Origin of the sequence: Parapedobacter sp. 2B3, from assembly GCF_041925275.1 — a bacterium.
Taxonomy (GTDB): Bacteria; Bacteroidota; Bacteroidia; order Sphingobacteriales; family Sphingobacteriaceae; genus Parapedobacter; species Parapedobacter pyrenivorans_A.
On sequence record NZ_JBHEUZ010000020.1, the window covers coordinates 26,189 to 42,525 of the forward strand.

17 protein-coding genes and 1 riboswitch are annotated in these 16,337 nt (G+C 50.0%); of the genes, 4 read left to right on the forward strand and 13 right to left on the reverse strand.

Annotated features, from left to right (window positions below):
- Positions 1 to 89 precede the first annotated feature (89 nt).
- Positions 90 to 404: a rhodanese-like domain-containing protein gene (locus tag ACEVG1_RS18150; protein WP_374745147.1), complete on the forward strand. Its 315-nt coding sequence runs from the start codon at positions 90 to 92 to the stop codon at positions 402 to 404.
- A gap of 24 nt (positions 405 to 428) precedes the next feature.
- The gene (locus tag ACEVG1_RS18155) at positions 429 to 617 is read left to right on the forward strand and encodes a DUF6358 family protein (RefSeq protein ID WP_374745148.1); all 189 of its coding nucleotides are present in this window, start codon (positions 429 to 431) and stop codon (positions 615 to 617) included.
- Between the two features lie 2 nt (positions 618 to 619).
- Here the strand turns inward: ACEVG1_RS18155 and ACEVG1_RS18160 are convergent, their stop codons facing one another.
- The 10 genes from ACEVG1_RS18160 to ACEVG1_RS18205 form a co-directional block, all read right to left on the reverse strand.
- The gene (locus ACEVG1_RS18160; RefSeq protein WP_374745149.1) at positions 620 to 1,354 is read right to left on the reverse strand and encodes a 2-phosphosulfolactate phosphatase; all 735 of its coding nucleotides are present in this window, start codon (positions 1,352 to 1,354) and stop codon (positions 620 to 622) included.
- Between the two features lie 9 nt (positions 1,355 to 1,363).
- Positions 1,364 to 2,446 (reverse strand): glycine cleavage system aminomethyltransferase GcvT, encoded by a 1,083-nt coding sequence (gene gcvT, locus ACEVG1_RS18165; RefSeq protein WP_374745150.1) that lies wholly within the window; start codon positions 2,444 to 2,446, stop codon positions 1,364 to 1,366.
- 123 nt (positions 2,447 to 2,569) lie between these two features.
- Positions 2,570 to 2,911 carry a single-stranded DNA-binding protein gene (locus tag ACEVG1_RS18170; RefSeq protein ID WP_374745151.1) on the reverse strand — a complete coding sequence of 114 codons (342 nt, stop codon included), beginning with the start codon at positions 2,909 to 2,911 and terminating at the stop codon, positions 2,570 to 2,572.
- Positions 2,912 to 3,064: 153 nt separating this feature from the next.
- Positions 3,065 to 3,847 carry an indole-3-glycerol phosphate synthase TrpC gene (gene trpC / locus ACEVG1_RS18175; protein WP_374745152.1) on the reverse strand — a complete coding sequence of 261 codons (783 nt, stop codon included), beginning with the start codon at positions 3,845 to 3,847 and terminating at the stop codon, positions 3,065 to 3,067.
- Positions 3,844 to 4,488 carry an aminodeoxychorismate/anthranilate synthase component II gene (locus ACEVG1_RS18180; protein WP_374745153.1) on the reverse strand — a complete coding sequence of 215 codons (645 nt, stop codon included), beginning with the start codon at positions 4,486 to 4,488 and terminating at the stop codon, positions 3,844 to 3,846. Before ACEVG1_RS18180 ends, trpC begins: the two co-directional genes overlap by 4 nt.
- A 10-nt stretch (positions 4,489 to 4,498) precedes the next feature.
- Complete coding sequence (locus ACEVG1_RS18185) at positions 4,499 to 5,908, reverse strand: anthranilate synthase component I family protein (RefSeq protein WP_374745154.1); 1,410 nt, start codon at positions 5,906 to 5,908, stop codon at positions 4,499 to 4,501.
- 242 nt (positions 5,909 to 6,150) lie between these two features.
- Complete coding sequence (trmD, locus tag ACEVG1_RS18190) at positions 6,151 to 6,828, reverse strand: tRNA (guanosine(37)-N1)-methyltransferase TrmD (protein WP_374745155.1); 678 nt, start codon at positions 6,826 to 6,828, stop codon at positions 6,151 to 6,153.
- 331 nt (positions 6,829 to 7,159) lie between these two features.
- The gene (gene metE / locus ACEVG1_RS18195; protein ID WP_374745156.1) at positions 7,160 to 9,481 is read right to left on the reverse strand and encodes a 5-methyltetrahydropteroyltriglutamate--homocysteine S-methyltransferase; all 2,322 of its coding nucleotides are present in this window, start codon (positions 9,479 to 9,481) and stop codon (positions 7,160 to 7,162) included.
- Positions 9,482 to 9,594: 113 nt separating this feature from the next.
- Positions 9,595 to 9,700: riboswitch (SAM riboswitch) on the reverse strand.
- A 125-nt stretch (positions 9,701 to 9,825) separates the two neighbouring features.
- A complete protein-coding gene (locus ACEVG1_RS18200) occupies positions 9,826 to 10,515 on the reverse strand; it encodes a response regulator transcription factor (RefSeq protein ID WP_374745157.1) in 690 nt (229 codons plus the stop codon).
- Positions 10,516 to 10,529: 14 nt separating this feature from the next.
- Positions 10,530 to 12,311, reverse strand: a complete 1,782-nt coding sequence (locus tag ACEVG1_RS18205) for an ATP-binding protein (RefSeq protein ID WP_374745158.1) — start codon at positions 12,309 to 12,311, stop codon at positions 10,530 to 10,532.
- Between the two features lie 158 nt (positions 12,312 to 12,469).
- On the opposite strand from ACEVG1_RS18205, the gene ACEVG1_RS18210 reads away from it, so the two are divergent.
- Positions 12,470 to 12,874, forward strand: coding sequence for a hypothetical protein (locus tag ACEVG1_RS18210; protein WP_374745159.1), 405 nt, complete (start codon positions 12,470 to 12,472; stop codon positions 12,872 to 12,874).
- Here the strand turns inward: ACEVG1_RS18210 and ACEVG1_RS18215 are convergent.
- The 3 genes from ACEVG1_RS18215 to ACEVG1_RS18225 all read right to left on the reverse strand — a co-directional run bounded on the left by ACEVG1_RS18215 (position 12,871) and on the right by ACEVG1_RS18225 (position 15,699).
- Complete coding sequence (locus ACEVG1_RS18215) at positions 12,871 to 13,602, reverse strand: TylF/MycF/NovP-related O-methyltransferase (protein ID WP_374745160.1); 732 nt, start codon at positions 13,600 to 13,602, stop codon at positions 12,871 to 12,873. The two genes, ACEVG1_RS18210 and ACEVG1_RS18215, sit on opposite strands and share 4 nt — an antisense overlap.
- Before the next feature lie 3 nt (positions 13,603 to 13,605).
- On the reverse strand, positions 13,606 to 15,036 hold the full coding sequence (pyk, locus tag ACEVG1_RS18220; RefSeq protein ID WP_374745161.1) for a pyruvate kinase: 1,431 nt from the start codon (positions 15,034 to 15,036) through the stop codon (positions 13,606 to 13,608).
- Between the two features lie 240 nt (positions 15,037 to 15,276).
- Positions 15,277 to 15,699: an IPExxxVDY family protein gene (locus ACEVG1_RS18225; RefSeq protein ID WP_374745162.1), complete on the reverse strand. Its 423-nt coding sequence runs from the start codon at positions 15,697 to 15,699 to the stop codon at positions 15,277 to 15,279.
- Between the two features lie 388 nt (positions 15,700 to 16,087).
- On the opposite strand from ACEVG1_RS18225, the gene ACEVG1_RS18230 reads away from it, so the two are divergent.
- Entirely contained in the window at positions 16,088 to 16,324 is a 237-nt protein-coding gene (locus ACEVG1_RS18230) for an acyl carrier protein (RefSeq protein WP_079717265.1), read from the forward strand.
- The last annotated feature ends 13 nt before the right edge of the window (positions 16,325 to 16,337 follow it).

Below are 16,337 nucleotides of genomic sequence, written 5' to 3' on the forward strand. Positions count from 1 at the left end.
TTTACAGTCAAATGTAGGCAATTTTCCATATTATCCTACCTCAAGTTGGCGGATAACCGCTATATTTGAGTACAAAAATGGACAAGTTTATGAAAGAGATCACAGTTGAAGAGCTCAAGTCGAAAATTGATAATAACGAAGATTTTCAGTTGATTGACGTACGGGAGGAATTTGAATACGAAACGTCAAATATTAATGGGGAGCATATTCCGTTGGCAGAAGTGGTCCTTGAACAAGATAAAATATCACGGGACAAGCCGGTAATCATCCACTGCCGTAGCGGCAAGCGGAGCGCCCAAGCCATCATGCTACTTGAAAGGGAAGGGTTCGATAACCTGTATAACCTGGAGGGCGGCATATTGGCATGGCGCGATGAGCTGGACCCCGACATGGAAGTATATTGATTTCCGACGCGTATTCACCAGCCGATGACGAAATATTTCCTGTATAACGTCTTTCTCAATATCGCATTGATTTTGATGGGATTAGCGGTTTGGGCAGCTTATAGTTCCGCAGATTACTCCATACTAGCCATCACCGTGGTGATTTTGGCTATACTATGCTGGCTGAAATACCGGCTGTTGAAGCAAGTGCGGCAGTTCACCAAGGATAAGTGACCTTACTGTACCGCAGGCGAGTATTCGTGTAGGCGAACCAGCTCGCCGTTTTTCAACACGGGTATTGTCGCAACAGCGTCTTCCTGCAAGCAGAACGCTATATCCTGTTCAATGTGGAGGTGTTTCATTCGTTTGCCATGGGAGGCTTCTGCCAGGAAGGCCGCGACGTTTTCCCGGGCGTCGAGGTAGAGGCGTTGGGCTGCAAGGGCGGCGTCATCCAACGCTATCCCAGGAGCTGCCAGCCGGTTTGCCACCGCACCTGCAAAAACCGTATCTTCCAAGCTCATGTGGTTTTTCCACCCCGCACAGACCAATAGTACGTGGCCGTCCTGGCCTTTTAGCCAATCTGCAAGTACACTGATATTCAGGAAAGAGCCCATAACCACCGTTTTTGCTTTTTTGCATTGCTGGATGGCTCGGGTTCCATTTGTGGTGGTCAGTACAATTGTTTTCCCAGCCACTTTCTCCGGCGTGTACGAAAAGGGGGAGTTGCCGAAATCAAACCCCTCCACTACCTGTCCATCACGCTCGGCTGCCAATAGGTGTCCATTGCCGCGATAGGCTAAGCATTCGTCGATTTCAGCGACAGGGATAATAGCTTGTGCGCCGTTGGCCAGTCCGTAACAGACGGAAGATGACGCTCTGAAGACATCAATTACGACGGCTGTGGTGTCATCCAGTTCATAGTACGGCAATAAAGCAGGGCTTAGGCAAACATTCACATTTTTGGGAGTCATCCGATGGAATTACTTTACAAATGGGGGTTTTACAACCACAGCTTTCACCAGGTTGTTGCGTATGGCGATGTATAGCTCGGTTCCTTCTTTGGCATGGTCAATGGAGACATATCCCAGGCCGATGGATTTCTTGAGCGTGGGGGACTGCGTGCCCGAAGTGACGCGGCCGATGATATTGTCGCTCCCGTCCACTATGTCGTATCCCTGCCTCGGTATTCCACGGTCAATCACTTCGAACCCCACCAGTTTGTTTTTCAATCCGGCTTCCTTCTGCTTTTTCAACCCATCGGCATTGACGAAGTCCTTTGTGAATTTGGTAACCCATCCCAGTCCAGCCTCCAAGGGCGAGGTCGTATCGTCGATGTCGTTGCCATAGAGGCAAAATCCCATCTCCAGCCGTAGCGTATCACGTGCTCCTAAGCCGATAGGCTTGATACCATAGGGCGCGCCCGCCTCGAAAATGGCATCCCAAACTTTTTTTGCGTCTTTATTGGCTACATATACCTCAAATCCACCTGCCCCGGTATAACCTGTGGCTGACACCAGTACATTGTCTACCCCGGCGAAAGAGCCTTTTGCGAAAGTGTAATAGCTCATGGTTGCCAGGTCTATGTCGGTGAGGCTGCCCAGTACCTCTGCCGATTTCGGCCCCTGTACCGCAAACAACGAGGTTTCATCAGAAATATTTTTCATGGTTACACCAGACGTGTTGTATTTGGAGATCCAATCCCAGTCTTTCTGGATATTTGAAGCGTTTACGACAAGGAAGTAGGTCCTATCGTCAATCCGGTATACGAGGAAGTCATCGATCACTCCACCGGTTTCGTTCGGTATATAGGCATATTGAACCTTTCCATCCGTTAGGCGGGAAGCGTCGTTGGCACTGATTTTTTGTATCAAGTCCAGTGCCCCATCACCTTTCAGGATAAATTCGCCCATGTGGCTCACGTCGAACACCCCGACCCCTTTGCGGACGGTCTCGTGTTCATCATTGATGCCGGAATACTGGACCGGCATATTAAAGCCTGCGAAGGGAACCATTTTGGCCCCCAGGCCTATGTGTACATCAGTAAGGGTGGTGTTTTTTACCATAGTTAAGTGTGTGCAGTTAACGATTGCCGCAAAGCTAAACAAAAAGCAGGCAAAAGTCAATTGCATCACAACGAGCAAAACGGGGTGTGCGAAGCACGGAACGAACACCCCATCAAGCGATATTTACTCCGGTTTGCGGCTGAGTTGCAGCACCTCTTTCACGTTTACTTCGGTCACATGCCGGGTTACGCCATCATTATCGACATATTGGCGGTTTACCAGCTTGCCTTCAATGGCAATTTCCGAACCTTTGGTCAATGCTTTTCCGGCGAACGCCGCCTGGCGCCCCCAGAACACGAGGGTATGCCATTGTGTGTTGGTGGCCCATTCGCCCTGCTCGTTACGGTACCGCTCATTGGTTGCCAGCGATACCCGCGCCAGGCTTGTGTTTTCGTTGAGTGTTTTCAGTTCCGGGTTCTTCCCTAGAAACCCGGTTAGCCTAACGCTGTTTTTTAATGAAGCCATAATGCTTGAAGATAATAAGTGAAACAATCGATTAACGACCGACGGCATTATTGGGCCATCGACACGTCAAAGATGGGGCTTCAAAAAGAGATAGCCGTATAATACACGGATATATCCGGATATATCCGTGTATTATCGGCTCTGGAAGGGAATCTAAATTTCTTTTACAAATTCCTTTATGGCGCTTGCTGGGTCGGCAGTCTTCATAAAATTTTCACCGATGAGAAACCCTTCGAAGCCGACGCCGCGCAGCTGGCGGATCGTGGCTGGGTTACTGATGCCGCTTTCTGAAACCTTGATGAACCTTTCGGGAATCAACCCCACCAATTCCAATGAATGGTCGAGCGAGACGGAGAAGTCATTCAGGTTTCGGTTGTTTACGCCAATGGCATCCACGCTGTCCATCATTGTGCGATCCAACTCCTCGCGGTTGTGCACTTCCAGCAATACATTGAGCCCAAGGGATTTTGCGGATTCCGACAAGGCCTTAACCTGCTCCGCGTCCAGTACAGCCGCAATTAGCAGGATGATATCCGCACCGTGGGCCTTCGCTTCCAATATCTGGTACTCATCGATGATAAACTCCTTACGGAGCAAGGGTATGTTTAACACGGCGCGGGCGGCGTCCAAGTCACCGAGGCTGCCGTTGAAAAAAGGATTGTCGGTTAACACAGATACGGCAGACACACCGGCATCCTGGTAGCCACCTACGACGGTGGCGACCGGCACGCGGTCATTTATGATACCTTTTGAGGGTGATGCCCGCTTGTATTCGGCAATGATACCATTTTTTCTGGAATCGTGCACAGCGTCGGGCAAAGAGAGGCACGAACGTGTAAAGAGTGGCTTTTTTTCCAGTTCGTTAAAGGGAACGTTTGTTTTTGCACGCTCTACCTCCACTTTTTTATGGGCAATTATTTTATCTAAAATGGTCATTGTTCAGTAATCTGTGATGGGTGGTTGGTGGTCATCGATGGATCTTCAATGGTTGGTAGCACCCAGTTGGCTATCATCGCTTTCCCATGCTGTGTAAGTACCGATTCGGGGTGGAACTGCAGCCCTTTTACGTCGAGCGTTTTGTGTGCCAGCGCCATGATTACGCCCCGTTCATCTTCGGCGGTGATGCGCAGTACATCGGGAAACCCCTCGTGGGCCACCGCCCACGAATGGTATCGGCCTACGGGGAAGGACCGCGGGAGGCCGTTGAAAATAGGTTCGTCGTCAACCTTGATGAGCAACGGTGTAGCCGTGCCGTGTACGGGCTTACTTAGGTTGTATAGGGTGCCGCCATATACCTCGGCTATGGCCTGTTGGCCCAAGCAGATGCCAAGTATGCTTTTCGTTGGCCCATATAGGCGGATGACATCCAGCAACAACCCGGCCTCACTGGGGATACCCGGCCCTGGCGACAACAAGATTTTGTCGAATGCGGCCACCTCTTCCAGTGCAAATTTGTCATTCCGCCACACGGTGGCATCGTGCCCGCACTCATGCAGCAGGTGCACCAGGTTGAATGTGAATGAATCATAATTGTCGATCACCAATATCCGCGGTGATTGATTTTGCAAACTGCTCATCGTTTTATTATCAAATTTCCTGTGCCAGCTCCAGTGCTTTACGCAGTGCGGCAATTTTGTTGTTTACTTCCTGAAGTTCTTTTTCGGGGTCGGAATCGGCCACGATACCCGCCCCGGCTTGGTAATGCAGCGTGTTGTTCCGGCTCAGGAACGAGCGGATCATGATGGCGTGGTTGAAGTCGTCATTGAAACCCATATAGCCGATGGCGCCGCTGTAGAAGCTGCGCTGTTGATTTTCGTAACGATCGATGAGTTGCATGGCCATATGTTTGGGCGCACCACTGAGTGTTCCCGCTGGGAAGGTATCGCCCACCACGTCGAACGAGTTCACGCCATCGCGCAACGTTCCGCAAACCTTCGACACCAAGTGGATGATGTGCGAATAATATTGCGCTTCTTTGTAGGTTTTTACGTGTACATCTTCACAGTGCCGGCTCAGGTCGTTTCGCGCCAGATCCACGAGCATCACGTGCTCTGCATTCTCCTTGGGATCTTCCTTTAGTGCTTCTGCTATTTTTTCGTCCTGTTGCTGATTGCCGCTCCGCTTGAAGGTGCCCGCAATGGGATAAATGGTCGCCTCCCGGTTGCGGATGGTCAGCTGGGCCTCGGGCGACGAACCGAAAAGCTTGAAGTCGCCGTAGTCGAAATAAAACAAGTATGGCGAGGGGTTGATGGAACGCAGCGTGCGGTACACGTTGAACTCGTCGCCGAGAAATGGACGGGAGAACCCCCGCGAAGGTACGATCTGGAAAACGTCGCCACGGAAAATATGGGTTTTCATCTTTTCCACCAGGGTCCTGAAGTCTGCATCGTCCATATTGGACGCTTCCTCGCCATTGAGCGAGAAATGATACTCCGGGAAATTTTTGTTTTGGATGAGGTACTGGATTTTTTCAAGTCCCGACGGACTGCCATCATCTTCCAGCTGATGTTCAAAAATATAGAGCTGGTTGCGGAAGTGGTCTATCGCGATCACATAGCGATAGATGTGATATTGCATAAAGGGAATATCGCGTTGGGGGTCTGGAGGGGTTTCCAATTGGATATCTTCGAAGTGGGTCACGGTATCGAACGTGAAGAAACCAAAAAGGCCGTTGGAAATGAAGTTGAATTGGTCTCTCCCACTATCGACGAAAGCACTTCTAAAGGCCGACACCTCTTCCCGGAGGTTGATTTCCGCCGCCGGTTTCCGTGTTGCAGGGAGCCCCGGGTATTGGATTTCGAGCGTATCGCGGTCCAGCTTGATGCCCCCGATCGGTTGGCAGCAGATGTAGCTCATGTTGTTTTCGCGGCTGTGGTAGTCGGAGCTTTCCAGCAGCAGGCTGTTCGGAAACACATCGCGTAGCCGCAGGTACGTACTCACCGGCGTCGTCGTATCCGCCAGCAACTGTTTGTAAACCGTTTTAAATCGGTATGCCATATTTATCCATTAACTTAATCACACAAAAAAACCCGACGGATTCTTCAAAACGTCGGGCCGAATATTCTAAAGCCTTGGCTGATCAGGAATATATTACCGTTCCTTCAGACCCGACGCTATTTTCGCCGTGCCACCACCATAATCCGATGTGGAACTTATTCATAATCATACGGGGCAAAAATATAAAAAAAATTGACGAAACAAATTTTATTTTGAGGGTATTTGCCTTTTAGCTGTTTGCTTCAATCGTCGAGTAAGTCCGGTCGCCGGGCTTCGGTACGGGCGAGTGCCTGTTCGTCGCGCCATCGGTTTATGGCGGCTTCATTGCCACTGAGCAGTACATCGGGTACTTTGTGGCCCCGCCAATCGGCCGGCCGGGTATAAATCGGCGCATCCAGCAGCCCTCCCTGGAACGAATCGGACAGTGCCGATGTCTCGTCAGAAAGCACGCCGGGCAGCAGCCGCGCCACGGCATCCACCAGCACGGCGGCAGGCAACTCCCCGCCTGAAAGCACGTAGTCGCCGATGGAAATCTCACAGGTCACGAAGATATCGCGGATGCGCTGGTCGATCCCCTTGTAGTGTCCGCAAAGGATGATGAGGTTACCTTTGGTGGATAGGTTGTTGGCAAGGGACTGGTTGAGGGTTTTGCCATCCGGCGTCATGAAAATCACCTCGTCGTAGGGTCGCTCCGCTTGCAGCTTTTCGATGCATTTCGCAAATGGTTCCACCTGCATCACCATTCCGCTCCCACCGCCATAGGGGTAGTCGTCCACACTCCGGTGCTTGTTGTCGGCATAGTCGCGCAGGCTATGTACCACTATCTCGCACAGCCCCTTTGTCTGGGCGCGTTGCAGAATGGAGTGCATAAAGGGGCTTTCCAGCAGACCCGGCAATACCGTGATAATATCAAACCGCATGGGGCAAAGGTAGGCTTTTGCCGGTAATCGGTCAACGCCCTGGGTCGCGTACCCGATGCAATTCCAATTCAACTACCACTGTACGGTGGTCTGAAGGCCAATGAAAGACCTTAAAATTGAACCTGGTTTGGAGAAGCGTTTTGCGACCGCTGTGAAAGGAACGATAAGACGTATTGCTAGCTACCCTTTGCACTAAAATATAAAAACATTAGAGCTGCATTGATACCCATATTCCCCAATATCCACAAGATAGTGTGGCAAGCTCCACTGCATCAAAAAGCCCCGCTACCGGAGGGCAACGGGGCTTGAATCGTATGGAATGAGCGGTTGGTTACACCGCTTCGGCTACGCCGCGTAGTGTCTTCGCTGCTTCGACCATGGCTTCCAGCGCAGCCTTTGTTTCCGGCCACGCGCGGGTTTTCAGACCGCAATCGGGATTAACCCAAAGTTGCTCGGCAGGGATAACGGCCTTCGCCTTTTCAAGCAATTTGACCATCTCCTCTTTGCTCGGTACGCGCGGTGAGTGGATGTCGTAAACACCGGGTCCGATATCATTCGGGTAGTTGAAGTCTGCAAAGGCATCGAGTAGCTCCATCTGTGAGCGCGATGTCTCGATGGTGATCACGTCTGCATCCATGGCAGCAATGTGCTCGATGATGTCGTTAAACTCAGAATAGCACATGTGGGTGTGTATCTGCGTATCATCTGCTACGTTTGACGAAGACACACGGAAGGCACGCACGGCCCAGTCGAGGTATGCCTTGTGGTCGGCCTTGCGCAGCGGCAAGCCTTCGCGGATAGCGGGCTCATCGATCTGGATGATTTTGATACCTGCTTTTTCCAATGCTTGCACCTCGTCCAAAATAGCTAAGGCAATTTGGTAGGTGGTTTCCGACCGTGGCTGGTCATTGCGCACAAACGACCATTGCAGAATGGTCACCGGGCCGGTAAGCATCCCTTTTACGGGGCGGTTGGTGAGGGTTTGTGCGTAGGCCGACCAATAGACGGTCATGTCGTTCGGGCGTGAGACATCACCGTAGATGACGGGAGGCTTCACGCAGCGTGAACCGTAGGATTGTACCCAGCCGTTTTTGGTGAAGGCATAGCCTGACAGCTGCTCGCCGAAGTACTCTACCATGTCGTTGCGCTCAAACTCGCCGTGTACCAGCACATCGATGTCCAGGTCTTCTTGTAGGCGGATGGTCCGCTCGGTTTCTTCAGCGATGAGCTTGTCGTACTCTTCTTGTGTAATCGCACCTTTTTTGAGGTCAGCGCGCCATTTGCGCACGTCCCGGGTTTGCGGGAACGAGCCGATGGTCGTGGTGGCAAAGGCGGGTAAGTTGAACTTTGCCTGTTGCGTGGCTTTACGGTCGGCAAACGGGCTGGTACGTGTAGCGTCGTCATCCGTAATGTTCTTCACGCGGGTCTTCACGTCGTCGCGGTGGATGAGTGAAGAGGTACGGCGGCTTTGCTGTGCGGCTTGGTTAGCCTCAAAGCGTGCCGTAATGGCACTATTAGCATCGCCAGTGGCTAACGCAGCCAAATCGGTTACTTCCGTAAGTTTTTGTTTGGCAAAGGCGAGCCAGTTTTTTACTTCCGCAGGAAGCGATTGTTCATTGTCTTCCAAATCAAGATCGAACGGAACGTGCAGCAACGAGCTGGACGGGGCAACCCATACGCGGTCGGCACCCAGCGCGTCAACGGCCCGTCCAATCTTTTTGAGGGAAGTTTCGTAGTCATTTTTCCAGATGTTGCGGCCATCCACTACGCCGAGCGACAGGGTAAGGCCGGAAGGAACGCTGCTCAATAATTCGTCAAGCTGGTTTTCGCCGCGTACGAGGTCGATGTGCAGGGCCTGTACGGGTAAATTCAATGCGGTCTGTGCATTTTCACGCAGCGACTCGAAGTAAGTGGCAACCACGAGTTTGGTGCCTTTTGCAGCAGCGGCGAGGCGGTTGTAAACAGTTTGGTAAAGCGCGCGGGTTTTATCGTCGATGTCCAATGCGAGGAAAGGTTCGTCAAGCTGTATCCACTCAGCTCCGGCTTGCGCCAGTTTGCCCAGGATTTCTTCATAAACGGGCAACAGGCGGTCGATGAGGTCGATCCGGTCGAAACCGGCTTCTTTCTCCTTGCCCAGCAGCAGGTAGGTGATGGGACCGATTAATACGGGCTTGGTGTCGATACCCAATTGCTTGGCTTCGTTGAATTCGTTGACCACCTTCTCGGAAGTGAGGCGGAACTGCTGGTCTTTCACGAACTCGGGCACGATGTAGTGGTAGTTGGTATCGAACCACTTGGTCATTTCCATGGCGGTTACATCGAGTCCGTCTTGCTGGAAGCCACGGGCCATGGCGAAATATAAATCGAGGTTATAAGAAGAAGCACCTTCCACTGCGAAACCCTTGTAGCGGGTTGGGATGGCGCCGACGGTAAGTGTAAGGTCGAGCACCTGGTCATAGAACGAAAAATCGTTGGAAGGGATAAGGGCGATGCCTGCCTCCCGTTGGGTTTTCCAATTTTCTTCGCGAATGGCGCGCGCGGCCCCCAGCAGTTCCTGTTGGCTGATTTTCTTTGCCCAGTAGGCTTCGTTGGCCTTTTTCAGCTCCCGAAGGGCACCGATACGCGGGTAACCCAAGTTGTTGGTTTTTAACATGATATTGTTTGAATAAATTAATGTACAATACAGCGACATCCTTCCATTTGCGGACAAGAGGAGTCTTTTCTTACTGGATGCTTTCGGGAGAGGGCACAAGGGTGAGTTGTGTCTGCTTATTTTTCCCCCACCGAGGCGGGAGTAGAATTTAGCACCTTGTCTGCCGACAGGTTGCTAAGGCTTCACAGGGTCCATTCCCTCTGCCTTTCTCCATAAGCGGCCGCTAATATCGGGATTAAGATTGAAATACGCAAAAATATTAATTGTGGAACGGGGATGACACGGATTGAGCAGATTTAAACGGATCTATGCATTCTTGCGCCGGGGAACTTATAGGGGGAAAATCAACTCACCAACAACTTATATCCCTTGCCATGCACATTCACGATCTCGACCTTTGGGTCATCGCGCAGGTATTTGCGTAGCTTGCTGAGGAACACGTCCATGCTGCGGCCATTGAAGTAGTTGTCGTCGTGCCAGATTTTCAGTAGGGCTTCCTCGCGTGTGAGCACATCGTTTTTCTTGATACAAAGCAGGCGGAGCAGCTCCGCTTCTTTGGTTGATAGTTTTTGCTGTTGCCCGTTGTAGCTGATCTGCTGGGCCACATAGTCAAAGTGGTATTTGCCGATCTCGAATTGGTCGGCGTACGCCTCTTCCTGTTTTTCTCGCGATGCCCGTTTAAGCAACGCATGGATACGTAGTAACAGCTCCTCCACACGGAAAGGCTTGGTGATGTAGTCGTCGCCGCCCAGTCCGAACGCTTCGGTTTTATCTTCCATCATTCCTTTGGCGGTGGCAAAGATGATGGGGATGTCCGCGTTGGTCTTGCGGATTTCCTTGCCCAACGTGAAACCATCCTTGCGGGGCATCATCACATCGAGTATACAGAGGTCAAATGGCTCTTTATTGAACTGGCGCAGTGCTTCGTCACCGTCCTTGCATAGGACAACGTCAAATTTGCCTTTCAGCTCTAAATAGTCTTTCAGAATATCGCCCAGGTTCGGGTCGTCTTCTGCCAATAGAATCTTTTGCATAGTGGTTGGTCTCCCTATCGTTCGAGCGGTAACGTGATTTCAAATGAAGTTCCTTTGTCTTTTTCGCTACGTACATGTACTTTGCCACCCAACCGTTTAACGATATCGTTCACGTAGCTGAGTCCAAGGCCAAAGCCTTTCACGTCATGGCGGTTTCCGGTTGGGATGCGGTAAAATTGATCGAAAATCTTCGAGAGCTGGTCCCGGTTCATCCCAATGCCCTTATCGGCCACGGTGATGTGGATTTGCTTACTGCTGTTTTTTGTTCTGATGGTGATGTCGGGGTTTTCAGCGCTGTATTTTATGGCGTTGTCCAACAAATTGAACAATACGTTAGAAAGGTGCAACTCATCGCCCGATACGACAGCATCGGTGGCATCGAGGTGCATGCTAACCTTGGCTTCGTGTTTAAGCAGTTGCAGCTCCATGCTATCCACCACCGCTTGGGCAAGATCGTTCATGTCTACAGGGCGATGTTCCAGCTTCAGGTTATCTTTCTCGAGGCGAGCGATATTGAGCACGCGTTCAATGTGATTGCCCAACCGGACGTTTTCATCGTAGATAATGTTGGCCAAGCGGGAGGCACGTTGCTGGTCGGCAGCGATGTCGGCATCCTTGAGCGATTCGCTGGCGATCATGATGGTGGCTACCGGCGTTTTAAACTCGTGCGTCATGTTGTTGATGAAATCTGTTTTCATCTCCGATATTTTCTTCTGCCGGAGCATGGTAAAGATGGTATACGTAAAGGATCCGATCAATACCAGCAACAGGGTCGCCGAAGAAAACAGCATCACCGTCATGTTTCCCATCAATACATGGTCCTTGTTGGGAAAATATATGGCCAAGCGGCCAGACGAACGCTCGTTATCTGCCCGGAACAATTCGGTGGTGTATAGGCTTTGTGGGTTGGGTTCTTCTGTTTCTGAGAAGTTGGCGAACGACGCATATAGCGTGGTGCTCCTATCCTTGATGACGAGGTCGAACGGCGAATGGATCGCCCTGTTCTTAAGCTCTTTCTCCAGCTCCGATTTGATATAAGCCACGTTGATCCGCTCGCTCAACGGGCGCTTATATAACTCCATTTCCGCCTCAAAACCCTTTACTATCATCGGGTTTTTGCCACTTAAGATAGCAATGGTATCCATCAACGTGCTCGCTTGCAACAGCTGTAGCTCCTGCTCCTTGCGGGCAATCTCGCGACTCATCTTGAGGTCCTGTCGGGGGGCGAACGCTTTTATCGCATATTTTATGCTCGTTGTGTTGAACGCGTCGGGCCCTATCGGGATAAAGTACCGCACGCTGTCATCCTTGGCTTTGACCGTCGGCACTTGACGGGCAGCGGAAAGCCCTATGGAATTATCATTCCGTTGGAAGCCATTGTCAATCACAATGTTTGATTGATAGCTGACCGACACGAGGTGTTGATATTGCGGATTATTGATATACGTTTCATAGAAATCGTTATTTTCAATAGGGATAACGATCGGGAATTGTTTGTTAAGTTCCTCTTCCTGCTGAAGAAATGCCAGATGTAGTTCTGCCTGCTTTTGGTGCAATCTTTCGATCTCCGTTTTTAAGCGGAGCTGTTCTTCGAGTTTGCGTTGTTCGCGCTCCAGCTTTTCTTTGTTCTTACGTTGGGCGGCAGCAAGCTGCATCACTTCCCGCTTTTCGGCTTTGGAGGCAACCGCATTGAGCGCCGCTTTCACAGACTCGTCAAAAAGCTGGGCCTTCAATGCATACGACTGGCGGATAAAAAAGTACTGCATAGACACCACCCCCAAAAGGGCGACTGTCATCAGACCGATGATTAATCCAATACTCTTTTTGTGCTTCATTCCCTACAAAAATACATAAGCTGTAAGGCAAACAGTAGCTTTTAACAAATTTTAACACCGTGTGTCAGTTGGCGTTCTGTTATTTTCGCTACTTTTGGGTGTACCAATCTGCTTGGGTTATGAATAGGTGCTATAATTTTTTAGTTGCTTTTTTTTGTTTGCCCGTAGTGGGGTTTGCCCAGCATGACGGGGGTACCGGAGCCTTGCGTATGATGAAGCCTGAAAGGCGGACCGTTATCGATTCTGTTCTGTCGGACTCCAAACCAAAACGCGGCGATCGGGTATTTGACACCTATCCGATGCCCAACGGGTACCGCAGGGATTACGCCGTAGCCATGCCGAATGCTTACCGGGGGGACAATTGCGTGCCCATACCGAATGCTTACCAAGTGGGTCCCGGCAGTTTTATTGTCCAAACAGACCGCATAACAGGTGAGCATGTGGTGGATAGTGCCCTTATGAACCAGTTGAATAAACTGCTGGACAAACAAAAAGAGCAATCTCCAAAGGCAGGGAGACCCTAGCCCGCTGTTTTGGTTACGTGGAGCTTCCGGCCCACCTTGTTAAAGGTGTACCCTTTTTTATCATTGAAATACTCGTCTACCGCATTGCGGCAGCCCGACCAATCGTAATAATCGTCGAATATAAGTTTACCACCCGGAGAAAGGTGGGGTTCGATCTGGAGCAGGCAGCTCATTACCGAGGCGTACCAATCGCAATCGATGTGAGCCAACGCCACCGGCTGGGTAATGTATAGGGTATCTTCGAAATAGCCTTTGATGAGCTTGATGTTGTTTTTTTTGGGAGGCAAGCCGTGTTTTGTTAGATTGGTTGCCACCACTTCCTGTAGGTTTTCGGTATATCCATAATACGTGTTGCGGCCGATTCCCTTTGATTTGCCGCTTTTGATTTCTTCATACCGGGCATGGACATCGGCATCATCCTTGTCTGACGGTGGCGGGATCATCCCGAAAGCATCGTATAGGCGGAACTCGCGTTGAGGGGCCTTTGCTTTGCCCAAAGCGATGGCCGATCCACCAAGGGCGCAGCCTGCTTCGATAAATAGGCCGGTTACCTGCGCCTCTTCCACCTTCCGGGCCACCTCATACAGATTGAGCAGGTCGCGGGTGTTGAGGTAGGTCAACTGCGCAGCCTTGACCTGTAGGATGGCTGCTTTGTTGCCATCCGTAAGGCGGTACCACCAGGCAAGCGCCTTGGCGGTTACCCCATCCGCGACCTCGTGGATACCCATCCGCTACTCCATTTCGGTTACCTTGATTGTATTTGTCTTCCCTTTCTTATGCAAGGGGGTAGACGCGGTGTTGATGACGATTTGCCCCGGCTGCACGAGTTTTTTTGACTTTAGCAACGAGTTTACATCATGGATGCTGCCATCGGTGCTTTCAAACTTGTCGTAGTAGAACGTTTTTACGCCCCATAGAAGCGTCAGCGTATTGAGCAGCGCCCGGTTGCCGGTAAAAATATAGATGTCTGCATTGGGGCGATAGCTCGAAATCTCAAAAGCGGTATAACCTGAGTAGGTCATGGCCACGATGGCCGAAGCACTGGTTTTTTCGGCCAGGTACACTGATGAGCCACAGATGGCATCGGGAATCACCGACTCGACGTCTTGATCTGTCTTTGTAGAACTGTAATACGGGTAAGATGTCCGCTCCACATGGACGATGATCTTGCTCATGGTCTCAATCACGATTTCGGGAAATTCGCCCACAGACGTTTCGCCGCTCAGCATGACCGCGTCGGCACCATCGAGCACCGAATTGGCTACGTCGTTTACTTCCGCTCGCGTAGGGCGCGGCGTCGTGATCATGCTTTCCAGCATCTGCGTGGCGATGATGACCGGCTTCGAGGCGTTACGGCATTTCTTGACAATCATTTTCTGCAGTACCGGAACATCTTCCATGGGCATCTCCACGCCAAGGTCTCCCCGGGCTACCATGATACCGTCGGTCACCTCGATGATGGCGTCGATATTGTCAATCGCTTCCGGCTTTTCTATTTTCGCAATGACACGTGATGATTTTCCTGCTTCACGGATAACGTCTTTCAACCGCACAATGTCTTCCGCGTTACGCACGAACGACATGCCGATCCACTCCACATCGTATTGTAATACGAAATGGAGGTTGTCGAGGTCCTCTTCGGTAAGGCTTGGGATGGATACCTTCGTGTTTGGCAGGTTTACTCCTTTGCGCGACGTAAGTACGCCACCATGTACGACCTCGCACCACACCGTGTCTTCCAGGTTGCTGCGCAGCACCCGTAGCTGTATTTTCCCATCGTCGAGCAAGATGATTTCATTTTCATTCACATCTTTGGGAAACTCGGGGTAGGTGATATAAATTTGGTTCTCGTCTCCCACGAGCTTGTGGGTGGTAATTTCGACTTGGCTTCCATTGAGGAGTACCGCCCCGCCTTCTTTCATTTTGCCGATCCGGATTTTAGGGCCTTGGAGGTCGGCCAGAATACCGATATTCGTGTTGTATTCGCTGTTGATTTCCCGTATGGTGTTGATAACCGCTAGGTGATCTTCTTGGCTGCCGTGCGAAAAGTTGAGACGGCATACATCTACACCCTTGGCAATTAGGCTAGTTAGTATTTCTTTCTTTGCCGATGCTGGCCCCAGTGTGGCAACTATTTTAGTTCTCTTTTGAACCTTTTCCATTTATTACTGTCAGTTAATGTGTTTCTATACGTGTGCCCTGCGCGGGCAGCCGTCTGATTTGTTCGTTTTCTAATCTATGGTGTGATTGATACACTTTGATATACTTCGGCAAACTTAGGTAAATTCTTTTATTTATATGTAATGTAACCGAATTGCATTAAAAGAAATTCTTGGTCTCTCCGCCGCCTCTTACGGTACCTTTTTTATAGCGTAAATATGTTTTATAGCGTAAATATGGCACTAAAATATCAGATTTTCTTTGGATTTCAATTTTTGCGGTGAGATTTCGCTGGCGGCCACTACATCTGTTAATGCGACGATGTGATCCAGCAGTACGTTAAGGTCTTCTTCGTCTATAAAGTTTCTGATGAGTAGGAAATAATCGGAGTGGCGCATTTCGGGTACCAAGACGCCGCTATCCATCCCGCGGTTTGCCAATAAGTAATACTCTGTTTCTCCGGTTTCGTCAAAATCGGCATACCGACTAAAAGAGGCTTGCCCCACGGGAGGCGGCATCCCAATTTCATAGTCGGCTATCTTATGCAGTTTTAATCCCGTAACCTTGTTGATAAAGTAACACAGCCGATAGTCCCTAAGCGATGACGTAATGGCAATCAACACGAAGTCGAGATCCAATTCGTATTTTAATGTGACCTTATTCAAAGTATTTTCCTATATTCAACGCAAACTTAGATAAATTTGCTGTATTGTGGATAAAAGCAGCGGATTTATCGGTTTGGCTTCGGTGGGCTGGTGAGTTCGGTTTTTCGCTGAAATGGAAGGAAAACCGGGCGGAGCGGAAAATTACAAAACAAAAGGACGGAATGTGCATTTACCATAAAAGGGATGAAGAGAAACGCATAACAGTTGACCCATATATTACCGGGTTAAAAGAAGCTAACTAATTCTTTTGCTAAATCGTTGATATAAAAACACTAATTCGGCTTGTGGGGAAAACCTGAATAATGCTCCAAAAATCAAATATGTTTTACTATTTGCCGAAATTTATTTTTCTTTGCACAGATTTATTAAACAATTAAACTATAGAATCATGTCTGATATCGCATCAAGAGTTAAAGCAATCATCGTTGAAAAGCTAGGTGTAGACGAAAACGAAGTGACCCCGGAAGCTTCATTCACCAACGATTTGGGCGCCGACTCACTCGACACCGTGGAGTTGATCATGGAATTCGAAAAGGAATTCAACGTTGCAATCCCCGATGACCAGGCTGAGACCATCAGCACGGTAGGACAAGCAATCGCTTATTTAGAAAAAAACGTTAACTAACTAAATTCATTAG